Annotated in this window: 17 protein-coding genes; 5 read left to right on the forward strand and 12 right to left on the reverse strand. The window is 35.9% G+C overall.

Going from position 1 to position 17,805, the window contains the following annotated elements; genetic code table 11:
- Nucleotides 1-46: 46 nt before the first annotated feature.
- Complete coding sequence (gene spoIIID / locus WMO14_RS10345; protein WP_022502395.1) at nt 47-301, reverse strand: sporulation transcriptional regulator SpoIIID; 255 nt, start codon at nt 299-301, stop codon at nt 47-49.
- 63 nt (nt 302-364) lie between these two features.
- Nucleotides 365-820, reverse strand: coding sequence for a low molecular weight protein-tyrosine-phosphatase (locus WMO14_RS10350; RefSeq protein ID WP_082421657.1), 456 nt, complete (start codon nt 818-820; stop codon nt 365-367).
- Between the two features lie 281 nt (nt 821-1,101).
- Between WMO14_RS10350 and WMO14_RS10355 the strand changes: the two genes are divergently transcribed.
- Genes WMO14_RS10355 through WMO14_RS10365 form a run of 3 tightly spaced genes read left to right on the forward strand, consistent with a single transcriptional unit; the run spans nt 1,102 to nt 3,113 of the window.
- Nucleotides 1,102-1,317, forward strand: coding sequence for a helix-turn-helix domain-containing protein (locus WMO14_RS10355; RefSeq protein WP_349153800.1), 216 nt, complete (start codon nt 1,102-1,104; stop codon nt 1,315-1,317).
- Nucleotides 1,314-2,315 (forward strand): DNA adenine methylase, encoded by a 1,002-nt coding sequence (locus WMO14_RS10360; RefSeq protein ID WP_055176916.1) that lies wholly within the window; start codon nt 1,314-1,316, stop codon nt 2,313-2,315. The genes WMO14_RS10355 and WMO14_RS10360 overlap by 4 nt, the downstream gene beginning before the upstream one ends.
- A 9-nt stretch (nt 2,316-2,324) precedes the next feature.
- Nucleotides 2,325-3,113 (forward strand): TRM11 family SAM-dependent methyltransferase, encoded by a 789-nt coding sequence (locus WMO14_RS10365; RefSeq protein ID WP_055176912.1) that lies wholly within the window; start codon nt 2,325-2,327, stop codon nt 3,111-3,113.
- Nucleotides 3,114-3,201: 88 nt separating this feature from the next.
- Here the strand turns inward: WMO14_RS10365 and WMO14_RS10370 are convergent, their stop codons facing one another.
- From WMO14_RS10370 to WMO14_RS10405, 8 genes are all read right to left on the reverse strand, one after another.
- Nucleotides 3,202-4,350: a hypothetical protein gene (locus tag WMO14_RS10370; protein ID WP_349153791.1), complete on the reverse strand. Its 1,149-nt coding sequence runs from the start codon at nt 4,348-4,350 to the stop codon at nt 3,202-3,204.
- A 30-nt stretch (nt 4,351-4,380) separates the two neighbouring features.
- Nucleotides 4,381-4,980 carry an NlaIII/IceA1 family type II restriction endonuclease gene (locus WMO14_RS10375; RefSeq protein ID WP_055176905.1) on the reverse strand — a complete coding sequence of 200 codons (600 nt, stop codon included), beginning with the start codon at nt 4,978-4,980 and terminating at the stop codon, nt 4,381-4,383.
- Between the two features lie 303 nt (nt 4,981-5,283).
- A complete protein-coding gene (gene thrS, locus WMO14_RS10380) occupies nt 5,284-7,041 on the reverse strand; it encodes a threonine--tRNA ligase (protein ID WP_022502393.1) in 1,758 nt (585 codons plus the stop codon).
- A 439-nt stretch (nt 7,042-7,480) separates the two neighbouring features.
- Nucleotides 7,481-7,930 (reverse strand): YwiB family protein, encoded by a 450-nt coding sequence (locus tag WMO14_RS10385; protein WP_022502392.1) that lies wholly within the window; start codon nt 7,928-7,930, stop codon nt 7,481-7,483.
- Between the two features lie 209 nt (nt 7,931-8,139).
- Nucleotides 8,140-8,778: a stage II sporulation protein R gene (gene spoIIR / locus WMO14_RS10390; RefSeq protein ID WP_022502391.1), complete on the reverse strand. Its 639-nt coding sequence runs from the start codon at nt 8,776-8,778 to the stop codon at nt 8,140-8,142.
- Nucleotides 8,779-9,424: 646 nt separating this feature from the next.
- Nucleotides 9,425-10,093 (reverse strand): GntR family transcriptional regulator, encoded by a 669-nt coding sequence (locus WMO14_RS10395; RefSeq protein ID WP_022502390.1) that lies wholly within the window; start codon nt 10,091-10,093, stop codon nt 9,425-9,427.
- 23 nt (nt 10,094-10,116) lie between these two features.
- On the reverse strand, nt 10,117-10,980 hold the full coding sequence (ispE, locus tag WMO14_RS10400; protein WP_022502389.1) for a 4-(cytidine 5'-diphospho)-2-C-methyl-D-erythritol kinase: 864 nt from the start codon (nt 10,978-10,980) through the stop codon (nt 10,117-10,119).
- A gap of 234 nt (nt 10,981-11,214) precedes the next feature.
- Nucleotides 11,215-12,684 carry an MATE family efflux transporter gene (locus WMO14_RS10405; RefSeq protein ID WP_082421656.1) on the reverse strand — a complete coding sequence of 490 codons (1,470 nt, stop codon included), beginning with the start codon at nt 12,682-12,684 and terminating at the stop codon, nt 11,215-11,217.
- Between the two features lie 181 nt (nt 12,685-12,865).
- Here WMO14_RS10405 and WMO14_RS10410 point away from each other — a divergent pair, with 181 nt between their 5' ends.
- Both WMO14_RS10410 and WMO14_RS10415 read left to right on the forward strand, forming a co-directional pair.
- The gene (locus tag WMO14_RS10410; protein ID WP_055176898.1) at nt 12,866-13,693 is read left to right on the forward strand and encodes a helix-turn-helix domain-containing protein; all 828 of its coding nucleotides are present in this window, start codon (nt 12,866-12,868) and stop codon (nt 13,691-13,693) included.
- Between the two features lie 124 nt (nt 13,694-13,817).
- Nucleotides 13,818-14,426, forward strand: coding sequence for a hypothetical protein (locus WMO14_RS10415; RefSeq protein ID WP_055176896.1), 609 nt, complete (start codon nt 13,818-13,820; stop codon nt 14,424-14,426).
- Nucleotides 14,427-14,541: 115 nt separating this feature from the next.
- Here WMO14_RS10415 and WMO14_RS10420 read toward each other — a convergent pair whose 3' ends face one another.
- Together WMO14_RS10420 and WMO14_RS10425 are read right to left on the reverse strand one after the other, a co-directional pair.
- Nucleotides 14,542-15,942 (reverse strand): helix-turn-helix transcriptional regulator, encoded by a 1,401-nt coding sequence (locus WMO14_RS10420; protein ID WP_055176893.1) that lies wholly within the window; start codon nt 15,940-15,942, stop codon nt 14,542-14,544.
- Between the two features lie 244 nt (nt 15,943-16,186).
- Nucleotides 16,187-17,776 carry a DUF3794 domain-containing protein gene (locus WMO14_RS10425; protein WP_055176890.1) on the reverse strand — a complete coding sequence of 530 codons (1,590 nt, stop codon included), beginning with the start codon at nt 17,774-17,776 and terminating at the stop codon, nt 16,187-16,189.
- Between the last annotated feature and the right edge of the window lie 29 nt (nt 17,777-17,805).

A 17,805-nucleotide genomic window follows, 5' to 3' on the forward strand; every position in this document is an offset into this window, starting at 1 on the left:
TACAATATAAAGTGCGAAATATAAAATGTAAAATATAAAAATTATTTTATCTTGTCATATGTGAATATTTTTCTTTGGTTGCAAGTCCACCCCTTATGTGGCGTTCCTGCTTATTAATATCCAGTATTTTCCTGACCTTCGCTGCAAGCTGTGGGTCTATCTCCAAAAGTCTTGTCGTAACATCTTTATGTGCTGTGCTTTTGCTCACCCCAAACTGCTTAGCCGCCTTGCGCACTGTTGCATTATTGTCGATTATATAATCAGCTATATCTATAACCCTTTCTTCAATATAAGTTTTCAAATAAAAACCCCTGCATATCTGTTTGTACAGTTTATGCAGGGGTGGGGAAAATATACTATTTAATTAAAGATTCATAAGAACTTTTAGCAATCCTTCACAGCCTTTTCTTACATCTTTATATGTCGCCTCAAAATCTCCTGTATACCAAGGGTCTGCCACATCCGAACCTGAACCTGCAAATGTCATAAGCTTGTATACCTTTTCGTCAGGATCTCCACCAGATAGTCTCTGCATATTGCGGATATTCTCTGTATCCATGCCAATCAGGTAATCATACTCCTCATAATCATTAAGTGTCATCTGCACTGCTCTATGAGGAATTACAGGTATTCCCTCCGCTTTAAGCTTCGCCACGGTTCCGCTATGTGGCGGATTGCCTATTTCTTCACAGCTTGTTGCCGCCGAGTTGATGTAAAATTGATCTTCAACTCCTGCCTGTTTAACTAAATATGTCATAATGCTTTCTGCCATAGTGCTGCGGCAGATGTTGCCGTGGCAGATGAAAAGTACTCGTATCATATATTTTTAACTCCTATCTTATCTCGGTTTTTCCTTATTTTTCAAGCATTTGCGTGCTTTTTTAGTCTGCCGACCATTTTCCATAAATCATTCCTCACTAATCACTCTTAACATTTTATCATATCTCCACATACAACACCATTTAAAATTGCTTAACATTATTCACATTTCCATACTTTTTTTCATATATTAGTTGTGTTTTTCATACTTCTATGATATACTGTATAATATTAATTTAAGGAGTATTTCTAATGTCAGTATGTTACAAAAAACTACAACATATGTTAATAGAACGGGAGATTTCTCACTCTCAGTTAATGCGTGAAGCTCATATATCTGCGAATATTATTAGTAAGATTAAGACTGGACAATATATTGCGCTTGATAAAGTCGAAAGTATATGTAACGCTTTGAATTGCACACCTAACGATATATTAGTATTTTTACCTGATAATCCAGATAATAACTCCAACAATAACAAAGGAGCAAAGTCATGAATTATATAGGTTCTAAATATTCTCTTTTAGACTTTTTAGAAACAACTATTGCAGATGTAACCGGATATCATAATGGCGATAATTACATTTTTGCTGATTTATTTTCCGGAACAGGAATCGTAGGACAGACATATAAAGCTAAGGGGTGCTCAGTCATTTCCAATGATATTCAGTATTACAGCTATGTTCTAAGCAAGCATTATATTGAGAACACTCCCGAATTAAATTCAGAGCTTTTGTCATATTTTAATAATCTAGAACCAGTCGAAGGATTTATATATAATAACTACTGTGAAGGATCTGGCTCTGGCCGCAATTACTTCACTAATTATAATGGTAAAAAATGTGATGCCATAAGAATAGAATTAGAGTGCCTTAAGGATAATAATAAAATTGATTCGCATACATATTATTATTATCTTGCCAGTCTTATTAATTCAATAGACAAATACGCCAACACTGCATCTGTTTACGGTGCTTTCCTTAAAAAGATTAAAAAATCAGCTCAAAAGGATTTTAAATTAGAATTGCTTCCTGTTATTAACGGAACTGCTGGTAAAGCATACAATCAGGACATCAACCGATTAATACGCGACATTAAAGGCGATGTTTTGTATCTTGACCCGCCATACAATTCAAGACAATATTGTTCTAATTATCACGTTTTAGAAACTATTGCACGATATGACAATCCTGTACTAAGCGGAAAGACCGGACTGCGTGATTCTAGTGACCAGAAAAGCCTTTTTTGTTCTAAACGTACTGTATGTAACGCATTTGATGACTTAATAAGACATTCCGATTTTAAATACATTTTCTTAAGTTACAATAACGAAGGTCTTATGTCTTTAGACACTATTAAAGATATAATGTCTCAATACGGCAAATATTCCTTTTACACCAAGGAATATAAAAGGTTTAAAGCAGACAAGGAAACCAACAGAAATATTGCTGCTTCCTCCACAACAGAATATTTACATTGCTTAATTAAACAATAGGAGATTTTAATGGCTCGATATAACGATTTAGATCCAAAATATTGGAAAGAATATACTGATATTAATACTGATTCTCTATGGATAATAGACAAACGTGACAACTCTGGTGTTCATTCACCCGACTATCATGGCAACTTTGTTCCACAGATCCCCCACCAGTTGTTTACAAGATATACCAAAAAGGGGGACTGGATACTTGATCCATTTATGGGTGGAGGCACTTCACTTATAGAAGCCCAACGCATGGGACGTAATTCGATTGGGATAGAACTTCAGCCAGATATCGCAAGAAATAGCGAAACACTAATTAATATTGAACATAATGACAACTGCATAACCAAAGTGATAACCGGCGACAGTCGTTGCTATAATATCAACAGCCTAATGGAACAATTTAACATTCCCGCATTTCAATTTGTTATTATGCACCCTCCTTATTGGGATATTATCAAATTCTCTGATAACATCAATGACCTTTCAAATTCTCACACGCTTAATGAATTTCTTGATTCATTTGGAATGGTTATAGATAATACAACTAAATATCTTGAAAAGAACAGATACTGTGCATGTGTTATTGGTGACAAATATGCCAATAGCCAGGTTATTCCTCTAGGATTTTATTGTATGAACCAATTCCTTGAAAGAGGATTTTTATTAAAGGCTATTCTTGTTAAGAATTTTGGTGAAACAAAAGGTAAATCTAACCAACAGGGCATATGGCGTTACCGTGCTATCACTAATGATTTCTATATATTTAAACACGAATATATTTTTATATTTAAAAAAGTAAAATAATCACTGATATGTACTGTTCTTACTGGTTTGTTCAGTAAAGAAAGTACATATCACTCTGACCACCTCACCTTTTCATTATATATTTTTTCTATACAACTTTTTCAAATGTTATATCATTATTTACAATGTCAAATGCTATGTATTCAGTTGCCGCAATACTTACATTTTGAATACTAGAATTTATAAGATCTACACTTCTAATTTTTTCAATAATATCTATATTGTCTGTTTTTCTTGCTAATATACAAGGGTGAATAACCACAGGCTTTTTATATTTTAACAAATTAGGTACTATATATTGAGATACCCATTGCAAATACCATCGTAACTGATGACTCAATATATATTCATATGGTTCTTCATCTTTAAGCTCTACAACTTTAACATGTATTTCTTCATCATTCTGCTCAATAATCAAAGTATCAATCTTCTGCATCCCGACACCACAAGCCACTTCATTTCCCACCCAGGCACTTCCATTTCCTAATGGCAGGAGAAGCTTCTTTAGTATGCCATCATCATATTTTTGCATAATATAAGCCTGCAAATGTGTTTCAAATGCATTTTTCTTACCAGCTTTATATAATAACCTCGGTTTAATATCCAAACTTCCTTTTCTGCCAGTATACTGTTTTGTTTCCTTGGCAGTAATAATTCTTACCTCTCCTTCATCAAAAGTAAATCCAGCTCCTTTTAGTTGATTATCCTGGTTCTTTTTCTTAATTTTACATAATAGATCTTCAAATTCATATGGCGTAATCATAGTACAGCCCCTATTACCTTTAAGCTTACGATAAATCAAGCTCCAACATAATTCATATGGTGCTTCTTTTCCTGTAAGATCATCAAGATACTCATGTTCGGTTATACCATAAGAATAAACTGTATCTGCCTCTATTTCAATTCGATATGATAAGCCCTTCCCCAATTCATCTGATAAATAATTCTTATTATCATTTTCATCAAAAAAAGCTGCTGATTTTGCTTTAAATATGCCAAAGAACATCCCCGGATTATTAACCGTTGCCTGTAAATAAAAAATAATCTTATCATCTGGTCTTATCCGCGAAATATCTGCTATCATTCCAACTAAATTTCTTTCTGTAGTTGGCTGAAATTTAATGTCTGATTTTTCTAAAAACAGGCTCATTCTATTTTTTGCCCCTGTACCTGCAAACATATACTCTAAATGCTGCTTAAATGTTATCTGATTAACAACAAATACATGAATATTCATAATATCACCCCATTAATAACTCTGTGTATTTTATTTTTTCTCCTGAAGATGTCTCCTAAATTCTATAGGATCATACCAATAACAGCCTATACATGCATTCTCCTCATTATTATGCTTCGCTCCTCCCTTATAGTATGACATTGGATAACCAAGTTGTTTAGCATCGTATCTTATACCCGTTCTCATACACTCTTTACAGAACTGTCTTTTGGCATCATTAGCTGCTTTACTCAACGCCTGAAAATCTGATAATCTCTGAGCTTCATTTTTCATAACCCTTGCTTCATTTTTCATTCCATTTTTATGATCAACCTCTGGATTTGACGTTCCAAGCACCACACATCTTCTTGATTTTATCTCTCTTTTTATAGACGCATTAATGTGCTGTGAATAATCTCCATTATTAAATCCATTAAGTCTTATTCTGTCGATGCTATTCCCCGGTGTATCTTTCTTATAAAATTCAACATTATATTTTTTTGCCAATGTTGATTCTTTTCTTGCCCATGAAGCTCCATTTCCAAATGTTAAATCTGCATACTCACCCACAAATTCAGACACATACACCCATCTGCTTACACCATTCTTATCTGGAGCGGCAAGCTTAAGAAAAAGTTCTGTTTTAGTCATTTTCTTTCTCCTCCATCCCTATGTACAAATATATAAGTTACATCAATATTTTAATACAATTATATAAAGCACAATGCCAAAAGTCTATAACCAACATATTATATATCTATTAAATAAGAAAACCAGCAGCACCTCCCCAGCACCAAAACAAGCCCTTCATAAGCCAACCTTCAATGCCAGCGAAAGCCACTGCTGGTTTTCACCTATTATTTATTATATGTTTCTAAGATCCAAGTATTATAGCTACAGCCAATATCTACACATTAGTAAATCTCTTAGCATGCACATTATGCATTTCTGTCATTATCTTGCCTTATTCTTTATCTCTGTATCAATCTTTTCTACGAACTCATCAAGTCCAAGTGTTGTTGTATCCTGCTGTCCGTGAAGTCTGTATGATACTGTCTTGTTCTCCTGCTCGTTAAATCCAATAACAAGAAGATATGGAACTTTCTGGATCTGTCCCTCACGCATACGATAACCAAGCTTTTCTGCTCTGTCATCAAGTTCTACTCTTACATTTTTAGCTTCAAGAGCATCAACGATTTCGTGTGCATAATTCATAATCTCATCATTATCTGTCTTAACTGGCATTACTCTTACCTGAACTGGTGCTAACCATGTTGGAAGGTTACCCTTTGTTTCTTCAAGTATATATGCCATAAATCTGTCAAGAGAACCAAGTATAGCTCTGTGAAGTACAACTGGTGTCTTCTTCTCGCCATCCTTGTCAACATATGAAAGGTTGAACTTAGCTGGAAGACAGAAGTCTAACTGGCATGTAGATAATGTGATTTCATTACCAACAGCCGGCTTAACATTAACATCAAGCTTAGGACCGTAGAATGCAGCTTCACCGATTTCTTCTGTATATTCAATACCAAGACTGTTCATAACATCTCTTAAAGCATTTTCAGCCTTATTCCACATTTCATCATCATCGTGGTACTTAGTCTTATTTTCTGGATCTCTAAGTGAAAGAACACAACGATAATCTGTAATTCCAAAATCCTTGTATGTTGAGAATATAAGGTCAACTACCTTAGATATTTCATCTTTAATCTGCTCTGGTGTTACAAAAAGGTGGGCATCATTCTGGCAGAAATGTCTTCCTCTTTCAATACCCTTTAATGTTCCACTTGACTCATATCTGAAATCATGTGCTATCTCACCAATTCTTATAGGAAGATCCTTATATGAGTGAAGTCTGTTAGCATATATCATCATATGATGAGGGCAGTTCATTGGTCTTAATACAAATGCTTCATCATCAACTTCCATTGCCGGGAACATATTTTCCTTATAATGATCCCAGTGTCCTGATGTCTTATAAAGATTAACTGTACCAACACAAGGTGTCATAACGTGCTGATATCCAAGCTTTCTTTCTTTATCTTTAATATAGTTCTCAAGTTCCTGCCATATTATATAACCCTTTGGTAAGAACATTGGAAGACCACGTCCGATAAGGTCATCAACCATAAAGAGTTCCATATCCTTACCGATTTTTCTGTGATCTCTTTCCTTAGCTTCTTCAAGCTCCTGAAGGTGTGCTTCAAGTTCTTCTGGTGTTGGGAAACATACACCATATATTCTCTGGAGAACCTTATTATTGCTGTCGCCCTTCCAGTAAGCACCAGAATGTCTGAGCAACTTAAAATTACGGCATAACTTAACATTATCAACGTGTGGTCCACGACAGAGATCTGTAAAATCTCCCTGCTCGTAGCAAGTTATTGTTCCATCTTCAAGATTAGATATAAGGTCTAACTTATACTCATCATCCTTGAACATTTCCATAGCTTCCTCTTTAGAGATTTCCTTGCGGATAATCTTCTTTCCTGACTTAGCTACCTTCTTCATTTCCTTTTCAATCTTAGGAATATCTTCATCTCTGATAACATCATCTCCAAGATCCACATCATAGTAAAAACCTTCTGCTACAACTGGTCCAACCCAGAATTTAGCCTGTGGATAAAGATGCTTAATTGCCTGTGCCATTAAATGTGCACAAGAATGGTTTAATGTGCTTAACTGTTCGTCTTCTTTAAAATTAACCATTATTATTAATCTCCTTTGCGTATTAGTCCGGACTTAGTTACCTGTTAAATGTGCTTTTTACCTGACATATAAAAAGCACCCACAAGGTACACTCTGCCATATACCTAAGGGTGCATTTGCACGGTTCCACCTTATTATTTCACTCTTACAGCCTGTAACGTATGCCACACGGTAACGCTTCAAGATTATATATTATAATCTCTTCTACGCACAGCTCAGGAATGGTCTTCATATAATAGTAACATAAGCTGATTTCACCACTACAGCTCTCTCTGTATGCTCCGCATATACTACTTTTTCCGTCATTGCTTTTATTTATTCAATCTGTCTGTCATTGTACCACGACACTTTATTTAAGGCAATACCTGAATTAAAATACAATTTACAAAATATAATTTATAAAATACAGCTCTTTAAATATAATTTTATAAATGTATCTCTACAATTCAAGCTTTCCCTGATTACATATTTCAATTCTTACCTTACATTCACTCATCTGCTGCCCATTAACATCCATGGTGTATTCTAGTGCTATATTAATCTTATCTTCATCCCTTTCTATATCCAGCATGCTTGTATATATAGACATCGCAAGGCCTCCATAAGGTGTGTTATAACAGCTTACAGTCTTTTTATCCTGTATGAACTCCATAATTGTTGTTATTGCACCTTTTTTACTTATCTCAACTCTGTCCTCTGATATTTTAATAAGCGTGTCCGATTTTGCACTTTCTCCATCATACACTTCTTCATAGCGTATATATTCCTTGCCTGCCCTCCTAGTGTATCTTCCAACGCTTATTATCTCAATATCTTCTGCCTCTTTATAAGCATCGCCCGCCTCTTGTGCCGACAGTCCTCTTATCTTAACATATACCTTATCATTCATATTCTCGTGTGTACTCCCTTTCTTATTCTCTGATTATTGATAAATATAATCACCCTATATCAGTAATTTCCTGATACTTACAATCTTTTTATGCTTATAATTACTGAATGTCAACAATCGCCTTATATCCATAATCTTCTGATACTTACAATTATTTTATGTTTATAATTAATTTTACATTATTTTACAGGTTATTTTACATTTACAGCTTATTTCTTATTTAAAAATTTAAGATACTTGAATCTGTACTGTACCTTTTCTCCAGACACTACCCTGTACTCATCTTCTGTCAGTACATTTTTAAGCTCATCCTTTGACTCATCCGGCACAACACCATATACTGCATCCACAAAACATAATGGTGGATATAATACGCACCACCAGTTCCTGCCTGAAGCCTCTCCTATATCTATTCTAAATGCCTCATATTCCCCTGGCGGAAATGTCATATCCCCGTAGCTTTTCATCGGAAAATAGCAATTTTCAAAATAAACGCTTACATCTTCCTTACTTCCAAGGCTCCTAAGCTTATCAACAGCAACATTCTTTATATTATCACTCTCATCACTTAAAATCTGTCTTGACTCCTCTAATGATACGGATTGTGAAAGCTTCGGACTTATATAATCAAGCACCGCTGCCTTAACAAGCATTTTATTATTCTGTGCCTCCTCAGAGTCGTCATTCGCCCTTATATGAAATCTTATAATCTGCGAAGCTATATCTTTTTGCATAAATGCTGCATAAGTATCACTATACAATCGTATTCCTACAATTACAAGCATAATAATGCTTAATGCCAGTATAATATAAGTTGATTTTGCACTTTTTTCATTTAATTTTAACATATATACCCCCTTGTTTGCTGGTAGTTTCTGAATGGTGGTGGGAAGCGGAAATGCTTATGCACGGAAGGTGTGACGGACGGATAGTGTTAGTGTGACGGACGGACGTTGTGAGGACTTACTATATTACCGCTGGGCACGCCCCCGCTACTTGAAACCGTAGCGGACACGTAAGCGGCTAAGGAACAGCCGCTAAGTGCCGACGGTTTCAACAGTACCCAGCTTGCAATATAGTAAGTTCTCACAACTGGGTAGCGACTGAACTGCAACTTTCTTCGGATGTATGGCAGATAATATACAATATCATTGCCACTGCCGTGTAGCGACTATTCTACAATCGTCGCTTCCCACCTCCACCTAACAGCTGTCCTGCAATCCACACTTCCGACAACCTGCCACCACCAGAAATAACTTTCCATTAAATTATCCACTCACCTAAAGGCTTTCACCGCTGCGTGCTACACTTAAACGAAAGCGGGTCGCCGTTGCTTTTGCTGCTTTCTAACATCCCCGCCACAACCTTTAAGCTGCACCAGATAATTTATATGGAAATTATCCCCCAAAAATAAAAAGCTATACCCACCCCCTATCATTTTCATAGTATGGTGAATACAGCTTTCAGTTTTCAATAAATCACAATTTTATTTAATTATATGTTAAGAAGTCTTATAATTCCCCTTTCCTGATTAGTAATATGCTGTCTTACTATAACCTTGGCTTTTTCGACATCCTTATCGGCAAGCTGCCTGATTATATCGTTATGCTCACTTATAAGTATAGAATGTGTTCTTGCATCTTTAACATATTCAAGACGATATCTGTACATCTGCTCACTAAGACTGTTGACAAGCTGGATAAGTCTCTGGTTGTCTGTCATTGAATATATAATATTGTGGAATGCCACATCTGCATTAACTATAGCAACTACATCTTTAGATACAATAGCGGCTTCAAATACCCTGTTAGCCGTCTTTAACTCCTCTATATGTTCAGGTGTTACATTCTTGCAGGCAAGTGTTGCAGCAAGTTCTTCTAACGCCGAACGCACCTCAAGGACATCTCTCATATCCTTTACAGTTATATGTGCAACCTCAGCACCTTTTCTTGGAATCATAATAACAAGGCCTTCAAGCTCTAACTTTCTGATTGCTTCTCGTATAGGTGTACGGCTTACTCCAAGCTTGTTAGCAAGCTGTATCTCCATAAGTCTTTCGCCAGGTTCCATCTCTCCTGTAAGAATAGCCTGTCTTAATGTATTGAATACAACATCTCTTAATGGAAGGTATTCGTTCACATCCATTTTTAATTCGCCTTTCATTGTCTAATCCTCCGTGTAGTAATTTAATTAAATGTCTCTGTTATATATACCTGTCTTGCATCTCCCTGACGCTTTAAATATTCTTTACAATTAAGTGCTGTCTGCTCATCAGGAAATATTCCAAATACTGTAGGACCACTTCCACTCATCATAGCATTGTATGCACCCTGACTTATCATATCCTTCTTTATCTTATCTATAACCGGATACAACGGAATAGTCACATCTTCTAACACATTGCCCATACGCTCGGCAATCTTTATTACACTGCCCTCATTAATTGCCTCTATAATTCCATCTATATCAGGATGCTTTGTGATTGCACCTGAATCCAGACTGTCATACACCATCTTAGTCGATACATTAATAGGTGGCTTTGCTACAACCATATGACAAAATGGCATAGGTGCAAGTCTTGTAAGCTTCTCTCCTATCCCTTCTGCAAGTGCAGTTCCTCTCATAATACAGTATGGAACATCAGCTCCAATCTTAACTCCCTGCTCCATAAGCTCCCTATTAGAAAGTCCAAGATTGAACAGCTTATTGATAGCAAACATAGCAGAAGCTGCATCTGTACTTCCTCCAGCCATACCTGCTGCTATCGGTATGAACTTATTAAGGTCTACCTCTATTCCCCCCGAAAAGCCATACTCATCTTTCATAAGCTTGTATGCTTTATATATGAGATTATTCTCATTAACCGGAAGAAACTTAAGATTAATATCAATCCTTATATCGTCTTCTGGTATCTTATTAATTATAAGACGGTCATATATACCTACTGTCTGCATAACCATTCTTACATCGTGATATCCATTATCTCTCTTTCCTAACACATCAAGTCCAAGATTAATCTTGGCACGTGCCTTTAATCTAATTGAGTCCATATTCATATCTCCAATATTGTATACATACATCTATTATATAAAACAGATTGTACAAAATCAAGTACATACTTTCAATTTCATATGATTATTACTAATCACCAGAAAATATATCCTGCAGAATGAATTATATATAACTATGATGCCATTTTTATTAACAAAAAATTCCCGAAACCAGAACAATCCGGCTGGCTTCGGGAACATTTATAGGGAGCACAATATTTACTTGTAATCTGATTAATTAACTGTCTGTATATTTGAAGAAACTTTTATATCTGAATCAGCCTCATTAAGAGACTTTACCTTTTCGTCTGAATTATTGCCTTCATCCTGTGTCTTTTCTATTTTAATAGTTGATTTCTTCCATATTCCTGTCCAATAGAGTATGTAGAGTATCAATGCTGATGTGGCATTACTTACAACTACCGCATACCACACACTCTCAACGCCCATTCCAAGCACATTAGCACATACCCACAATGTCAGGAACCTGAATATCCATATTCTTGTCGCATCAACTGCCATTGTTATCATGGTATGTCCACAGCCCTGAAATAACCCCTGCGTTACATTATAAAATGCATTCGTCCAGCAGCATATTGCCATAATTGACAGGAACTGTGTCGCAAGAGGCACTACCTGTTCATCTGATGTGAAAAATCTTACCATTGGTTCTGCTATGAATCTTCTTGAAAGTATCATTCCACATATGAATAAGAATACAGCTCCTATTCTCAGTGCAATATGGTATGACTTATCAGTTCTTTTAATATTGCCTGCACCCATATTCTGACCGACTATTGTAGATATTGCAGAGCCTATTCCACTTGCCGGCATTGTAATAATACTGTTAATCTTATTACCGATACCATAAGCTGTTGTAGCTGTCGGACCATAGGCATTAACATTTTTAGTCATAAGAAGAAATCCGAACTGCATTGTACTTCCACCTATTGCAGTTGGCAGACCAATTTTTAATATAGCAAGCACTTTATTTTTATCAAATTTGAAGTTCTTAAAGTTAATTCTGACAAGCTGGTTATTTCCCCTAAGTACAAGAACTCCAATAATCGCACTCGGTATCTTAGCAAGCAGTGTAGCAAGTGCCGCACCACCTATTCCCCAGTTGAATATAACAAGGAATAATGGGTCAAGTATCAGATTGATAGATACCCCAAGTATATTAAGAAGCAGAGGTCTTACTGTGTCGCCCTGTGCCTGCTTGACCGAAGTAAACAGATTAATCATAAAAAGAAATGGAAGGTCTAATACTACAATTCTTATATATGTAAGTCCATATCTATATATTTCACCCTCAGCACCAAGCCATTTTACAAGTCCTGGTGACACAAGCCAGCATATAAATGCACATACGACTGAAAATCCAAGCGATGTTATACATATATGATTAGCCATAGAGTTCGCCTGTTTGTCTTCTTTCGCACCAAGGTACTGCGATATAAGGATAGCACCCGCTGTCGTTATGCCTGCTCCAAAGTTAATAAGAATATTCTGGAATGGTGACACAAGCGTTATAGCTGCCTGATTAGCTGTTCCTATCTTTCCAAGCCAGAACGTATCTGTAAGATTATACATTGACTGTATAAAGCTGTTAATCATAACTGGTATTGCCAATGTAAGAATTGCCCTGATAAGATTCCCGTTAAGAATCATATCTCTCTTGCCAGCACTTATTGGTCGTGCCATATTTAATCCCTTCTTTCCCAATAATCTATTGCATTTTTTCTCTTTTTTATATAATATATTAGCATAAAAAACAGTGATTTCCACTTATAAATACTATTATTTAATTAACTTTACAGAAAATGTATCCTAATTTCTTACATAAGTATTTTTATAAATACTTTTTTTACACTGGAGGCTTAATATGATACAGGATATGCAGAAGAATTTTGAAATCAAAAAAATTAAACGCTCGGCATTTAAAGCTAAAAAGGTTCACTCACACCCTTTTCACGAACTTTTTTATCTTGCCCGCGGTGAATGTACGGCATTTATCAGCCACAATATATACAAATTCCACCACGGAGATATTGTAATCGTCCCTGCCGGAACAATCCACAAGACTGATTATACAGGAAAAGGTATGCACGAGCGAATTGTAATAAGCTTTAAGCCAACCGTCACAGAATGGCTCAACAATGTTGTCGGCACGGATATCGTATCTGATGTTATGCAGGCAGGTGTTATCTCAATACCCGAAAAACGAAGAGATTATATAGAAAGCCTTCTTGAAAAGCTCCTCTTTGAAAATGAAGGACAGGATCCTTTATCTCCCGGCTTTGTAAGCGTTGCACTCGCCGAGCTTATGCTTTTTATAACCCGTTGTAAGAATTATGAAGAAAATGTAATAAAAGAGATTGACGTTAATAACAGAATTATGCAGGAGGTTGCAACTTACATTTACAACCATTACAGCGAAAGGCTTATACTTGAAGATGTGGCGAAAAAATTCAATCTCAGCCGTTCGTATCTTTCAAAGAAATTCAAGAGCGTTACCGGCTTTGGTTTTAAAGAATATATAATAAATGTCCGCATACAACACGCCTGCGAACTTCTTCTTAACACTAACAAATCAATAACTGATATTGCATTTGAGTGTGGTTTTAATGACAGTAATTATTTCGGCGATGCTTTCAGGCGTACCAAGGGTATTTCACCTAATAAATACAGAAAAAATAAAGAACATATGTAAATAAAGCCTTACAAACAGCCGATTATATATATAAAGCCACGGATGGTTTTATCAGATTGCTTTTATAAGCATTTAACTATTAATTATTACAAATTGTGCGTATGCACAGAAACGGAGGAATAATATGGAATTAAACGGAGTTAATTCTTATTACACAGGCTATGCTTCAACAGCCAGCCAGACTAATAAAGACAACAAGACATCAGGAACAGCTTCTGCTAATAATTATTCAGATACTGCTGCCACTTATGAATCTTCTAAAGGCCAGACTGTTTCATCTGCTACATCAAAATCAACCAATCCTTCTTTAGTAGCACAGTTAAAAGCTGACTCTGACAATCGTATGCAGCAGTTACAGTCACTCGTAAGCAAGATGTTTGAAAAGCAGGGAATTACAATCGGAACTGCTGATGATATGTGGAAAGTACTTGCCAGCGGCAACTTCACAGCAGATGCTGATACAATTGCCAAGGCTAAAGAAGATATTTCAGAGGACGGATATTGGGGAGTTAAACAGACATCATCAAGAATCTTTGATTTTGCAATGGCTCTTGCTGGTGATGATGAAGAAAAGATGCAAAAGATGAAAGCCGCTGTAGAAAAAGGCTTTAAGCTTGCAACCAAATCATGGGGCAAAGAACTTCCAGACATAAGCAAGAATACATACAGTGCTGTTATGGACAAGTTCGATGATTATTTTGCTTCCAAGAAGACATCCACTGACACAGAATAAATCATAACCAACACAGAATAATATTATAATAACAAAGGCAGGAAAGTAAGAACCTCTTAAGCAATAACTTAAAGTTTCTCATATTCCTGCCTTTTTATTTTCTTTAATTGATAATCTAATTCTCACTCCACGAATAGTAGAACTGTATAAGTCCTATTCTTGAACTTGTATCGGTCTTTTCATTGATAGCTGAAATGTGCCTGTACAATGCAGACCTTGACATACACAGCGTGCTGGCAAGTTCGGATACATTTCCGTCCGACTCTGTTAATACCTGAAGAACCTCTTTTTCCCGCTCTGTAAGTGAATATGCCTGAACAAATCTTTCTAATTTATAATTTACAGCAGGTTCAGTACTAACCGGCTCTTTAACACTAATTACAAGCTGTGTAGAATAAGCATAAATAGCAACGCTTATTAATGCAAATAAAACAAGTGCGACAACGCTTATTATCATTGTGTTTGCACTTGATAAAAGCAGTACTGATGTAAAGCTTGTTATAACTGCTCCTGCATTATTGACTGCCCTGCCCATTCCAGCCCATAATTCTGGAATATCTGTATTGTATGAGAACTGAATAAACATTGTTGTAAAGTATACAACGAAAAATCCAGCCGACATATAAAATGCAACAAGTCCTATCATAAACGGACCACCAAGTTCTATTACTGCCACACACATAACTGAAAGAAGTGTGACACAGTACATAATAATATTAATAAACGCTCCTTTATTAATTCCAAACACATATCCTGCAACAAGACCGCTTACAGCAAGGATAACTCTTGGTGTTTGTCCAATATCGACACTTCCTTCCGCGTGTACAAGTGTTACGGCATTATCAAGTGTTGAAAATATACAAGTCATAAGTGCAACTATAATAATAAGCGTTATCCCTGCTGTTTTCTCATTCTTATAGACAATATACGAAGCTCTTCCATCAGCCGCTCTGGCACTATTAGCAGCCATGCTGTCAGTTCCAAAGCCGTAATACACAAGCACTATAAGCCCCACGCACAGCATTATACTTTCAGCTAAGTTATTATTAACGATATTATTAGCAATAAACTGTATAAGCACTCCAAGTGCATATGCAATTCCTATCGCATAGGATACCGGCATAGAATAGTTGCTTATATTAACTGCAAGTGAATAGTGCACAGCACTTCCTACAATTCCCATTATCGCAAAGAATACACAACCGCTTATGAATATTGAGACATAAGAGCTGTGTGTACCCATAACTGCTATACATATTATGCCAGTTATTACTACACATACTTTAAATATGTGCAGTAACAGCATATTATTATTCTTTCTGTATACACGCTTTAACAACGGATACATAAGAAATCCGGCAACACTTACACCCAGAATATAATTCTGTGCATTTACTACTCCATTTGAATTTATAACATATAACATCATATTATCATACATATATTCTGTACCAAGGAATACATAATTAAATAATGCAATAATGATAATGTTAATCATTGGTACTTTATTCTTCATATTAATCTCCATTTCTAATTCACGCAATCCTTATGAATACATACAAAGTTCCGCAAGGAACTTTTAAGATGAGCACTTTTGTGCTCATTATACCATATGTCCTGCGTTGCTTTTCCACGCATCCGAAGTTTCGAAGAAACTTCTAAGTGACTACGAAGTAGTCATATTATACCATATTTTCGTGCAGCCTTTCAGCACATCCGAAGTTTCGAAGAAACTTCTAAGTGACTACGAAGTAGTCATATTATACCATTGCTTTTCTCACAAGTAAAAGCTTTGTTCCTGCTGGAATTATATCCGAATCAACAAGTCTTTGTATAGTGCTGTTTTCCTCCCTCATCAAATCCCCTGTTGTGTCATATTTCTTGGCTATATCCCATACTGTGCATTTACCGTCAGATATATAACCCACCATTGAAGGGAGTGCCGAATAATCAACATTTTCTCTCTTATTGCACTCACACTCGTCAATGACATTAATATTAAATGGCTCAAAGCAAATCGTATCCAATGCGATTACTGCTTTAACCTCAATCTGTGCACTGCTGTTCATTGATGCCTGAAGCTGTTCTATTGACGGTCTTATCGTATATTCTATCAGATTCTTATTATATTCCTTTAATTCAACTACCGTTGTGAATGGAATTACTGAATTAATGCTTCCCATTGGAGAATTATCATCAGAAGTTATGTAGAATATATTAACTATCACAGCACCCATTATCTCTATTCCCTCAGGAATACATTCGTAACTGTCAATCTGTACATTAGCCGTTGCATTGACTATCTGCATAAGATTAATGTAATCTTCTACCTTGACATTACCTGAAACCCTGCATTTATTATTGTTTCTTATAATAAGCTTCTTTAACTGCTGTGTTTCCTGCTTAATATCAACATCAAAGCCCGGAATATACATATCCCACATAGCATTGCGACTGCACTCCTCATAAGATTTAATATCCATATCAAGTACCAGCTCAACAGCAACATCCCTGTTATTGCCGTCATAATCCGGTCTTACCTCTACATTTTTACTTATTACATTGTAACCAACATACGATATTCCATCAGGATTTGCTCCGCTCACATCTATTATTCCAGTAAATGGTGTGCTTGTTTCATACCATTGCACCTGTCCTGCCTCATCATCAGCAATATACATAATAAATACATTCAGCTCACCGCTTACACTTAGTCCATCCTCTGTCATTCTTGTGTTGACATTTCTTACATCTACATCGTCCCATACAAGACTTCCTATATCTGCCTTTCCATTAGGAACTGACACAGTTTCCTTAATTCTTAAGTTATCTTTCATATTAACGTCAGCCTGCACATATTCAAAATCCTTTAACAAAAGTTCTGCGTTACAGTCACCGTCCTCAATTCCTGTTGATATGGAAATATTCTTAATCTCCTCACATGTTACCGTCAAAGCCACAATTGCCTTTACACTTATCTTTCTTGAATTAATGGATTTAATTGTCAGATCCTCAAGCTGTGCCTTGCAATTTACATCAAGCCCTGTAGCATCACACGACAGATTGACATTTTCAAGAAAATTAAGTGAACCATCCATTCTTACCGGTATAAATCTTTTATCGTTCTCACTGCTTCCTGTATACATAATCGCAAATACAAGTGTTCCGTCAATCTGGGCTTTATCCTGATTAACCCTCACACCGTTAACTACTGCCATTCCCCATTCTTTGACAATTAAATCAATATCCGGTTTGCTATCCATAACATTAAAATCATCATCAAGAGTAATCTGGGTTGTATTAGTACATTTTATAACATATTCGTGAATATTTTCGTGTTTAAGATTCACAACAGACCTCCCAATATACATTTCTTATT

Source organism: Lachnospira rogosae (ex Hitch et al. 2025) (genome assembly GCF_040096455.1).
Lineage (GTDB): Bacteria > Bacillota > Clostridia > Lachnospirales > Lachnospiraceae > Lachnospira > Lachnospira rogosae.

What these genes read in the sequence shown, in the direction of transcription:
- WMO14_RS10365 (WP_055176912.1), top strand. Translation starts at nt 2,325, where the DNA reads ATGGCTCGATATAACGATTTAGATCCAAAATATTGGAAAGAATATACT.
- spoIIR (WP_022502391.1), bottom strand. Translation starts at nt 8,778, where the DNA reads ATGTTAAAATTAAATGAAAAAAGTGCAAAATCAACTTATATTATACTG.
- WMO14_RS10370 (WP_349153791.1), bottom strand. Translation starts at nt 4,350, where the DNA reads ATGAATATTCATGTATTTGTTGTTAATCAGATAACATTTAAGCAGCAT.
- WMO14_RS10405 (WP_082421656.1), bottom strand. Translation starts at nt 12,684, where the DNA reads ATGGCACGACCAATAAGTGCTGGCAAGAGAGATATGATTCTTAACGGG.
- ispE (WP_022502389.1), bottom strand. Translation starts at nt 10,980, where the DNA reads ATGGACTCAATTAGATTAAAGGCACGTGCCAAGATTAATCTTGGACTT.
- WMO14_RS10410 (WP_055176898.1), top strand. Translation starts at nt 12,866, where the DNA reads ATGATACAGGATATGCAGAAGAATTTTGAAATCAAAAAAATTAAACGC.
- WMO14_RS10385 (WP_022502392.1), bottom strand. Translation starts at nt 7,930, where the DNA reads ATGAATGATAAGGTATATGTTAAGATAAGAGGACTGTCGGCACAAGAG.
- WMO14_RS10375 (WP_055176905.1), bottom strand. Translation starts at nt 4,980, where the DNA reads ATGACTAAAACAGAACTTTTTCTTAAGCTTGCCGCTCCAGATAAGAAT.
- thrS (WP_022502393.1), bottom strand. Translation starts at nt 7,041, where the DNA reads ATGGTTAATTTTAAAGAAGACGAACAGTTAAGCACATTAAACCATTCT.
- WMO14_RS10355 (WP_349153800.1), top strand. Translation starts at nt 1,102, where the DNA reads ATGTTAATAGAACGGGAGATTTCTCACTCTCAGTTAATGCGTGAAGCT.
- WMO14_RS10395 (WP_022502390.1), bottom strand. Translation starts at nt 10,093, where the DNA reads ATGAAAGGCGAATTAAAAATGGATGTGAACGAATACCTTCCATTAAGA.
- WMO14_RS10420 (WP_055176893.1), bottom strand. Translation starts at nt 15,942, where the DNA reads ATGAAGAATAAAGTACCAATGATTAACATTATCATTATTGCATTATTT.
- WMO14_RS10415 (WP_055176896.1), top strand. Translation starts at nt 13,818, where the DNA reads ATGGAATTAAACGGAGTTAATTCTTATTACACAGGCTATGCTTCAACA.
- WMO14_RS10360 (WP_055176916.1), top strand. Translation starts at nt 1,314, where the DNA reads ATGAATTATATAGGTTCTAAATATTCTCTTTTAGACTTTTTAGAAACA.
- WMO14_RS10350 (WP_082421657.1), bottom strand. Translation starts at nt 820, where the DNA reads ATGATACGAGTACTTTTCATCTGCCACGGCAACATCTGCCGCAGCACT.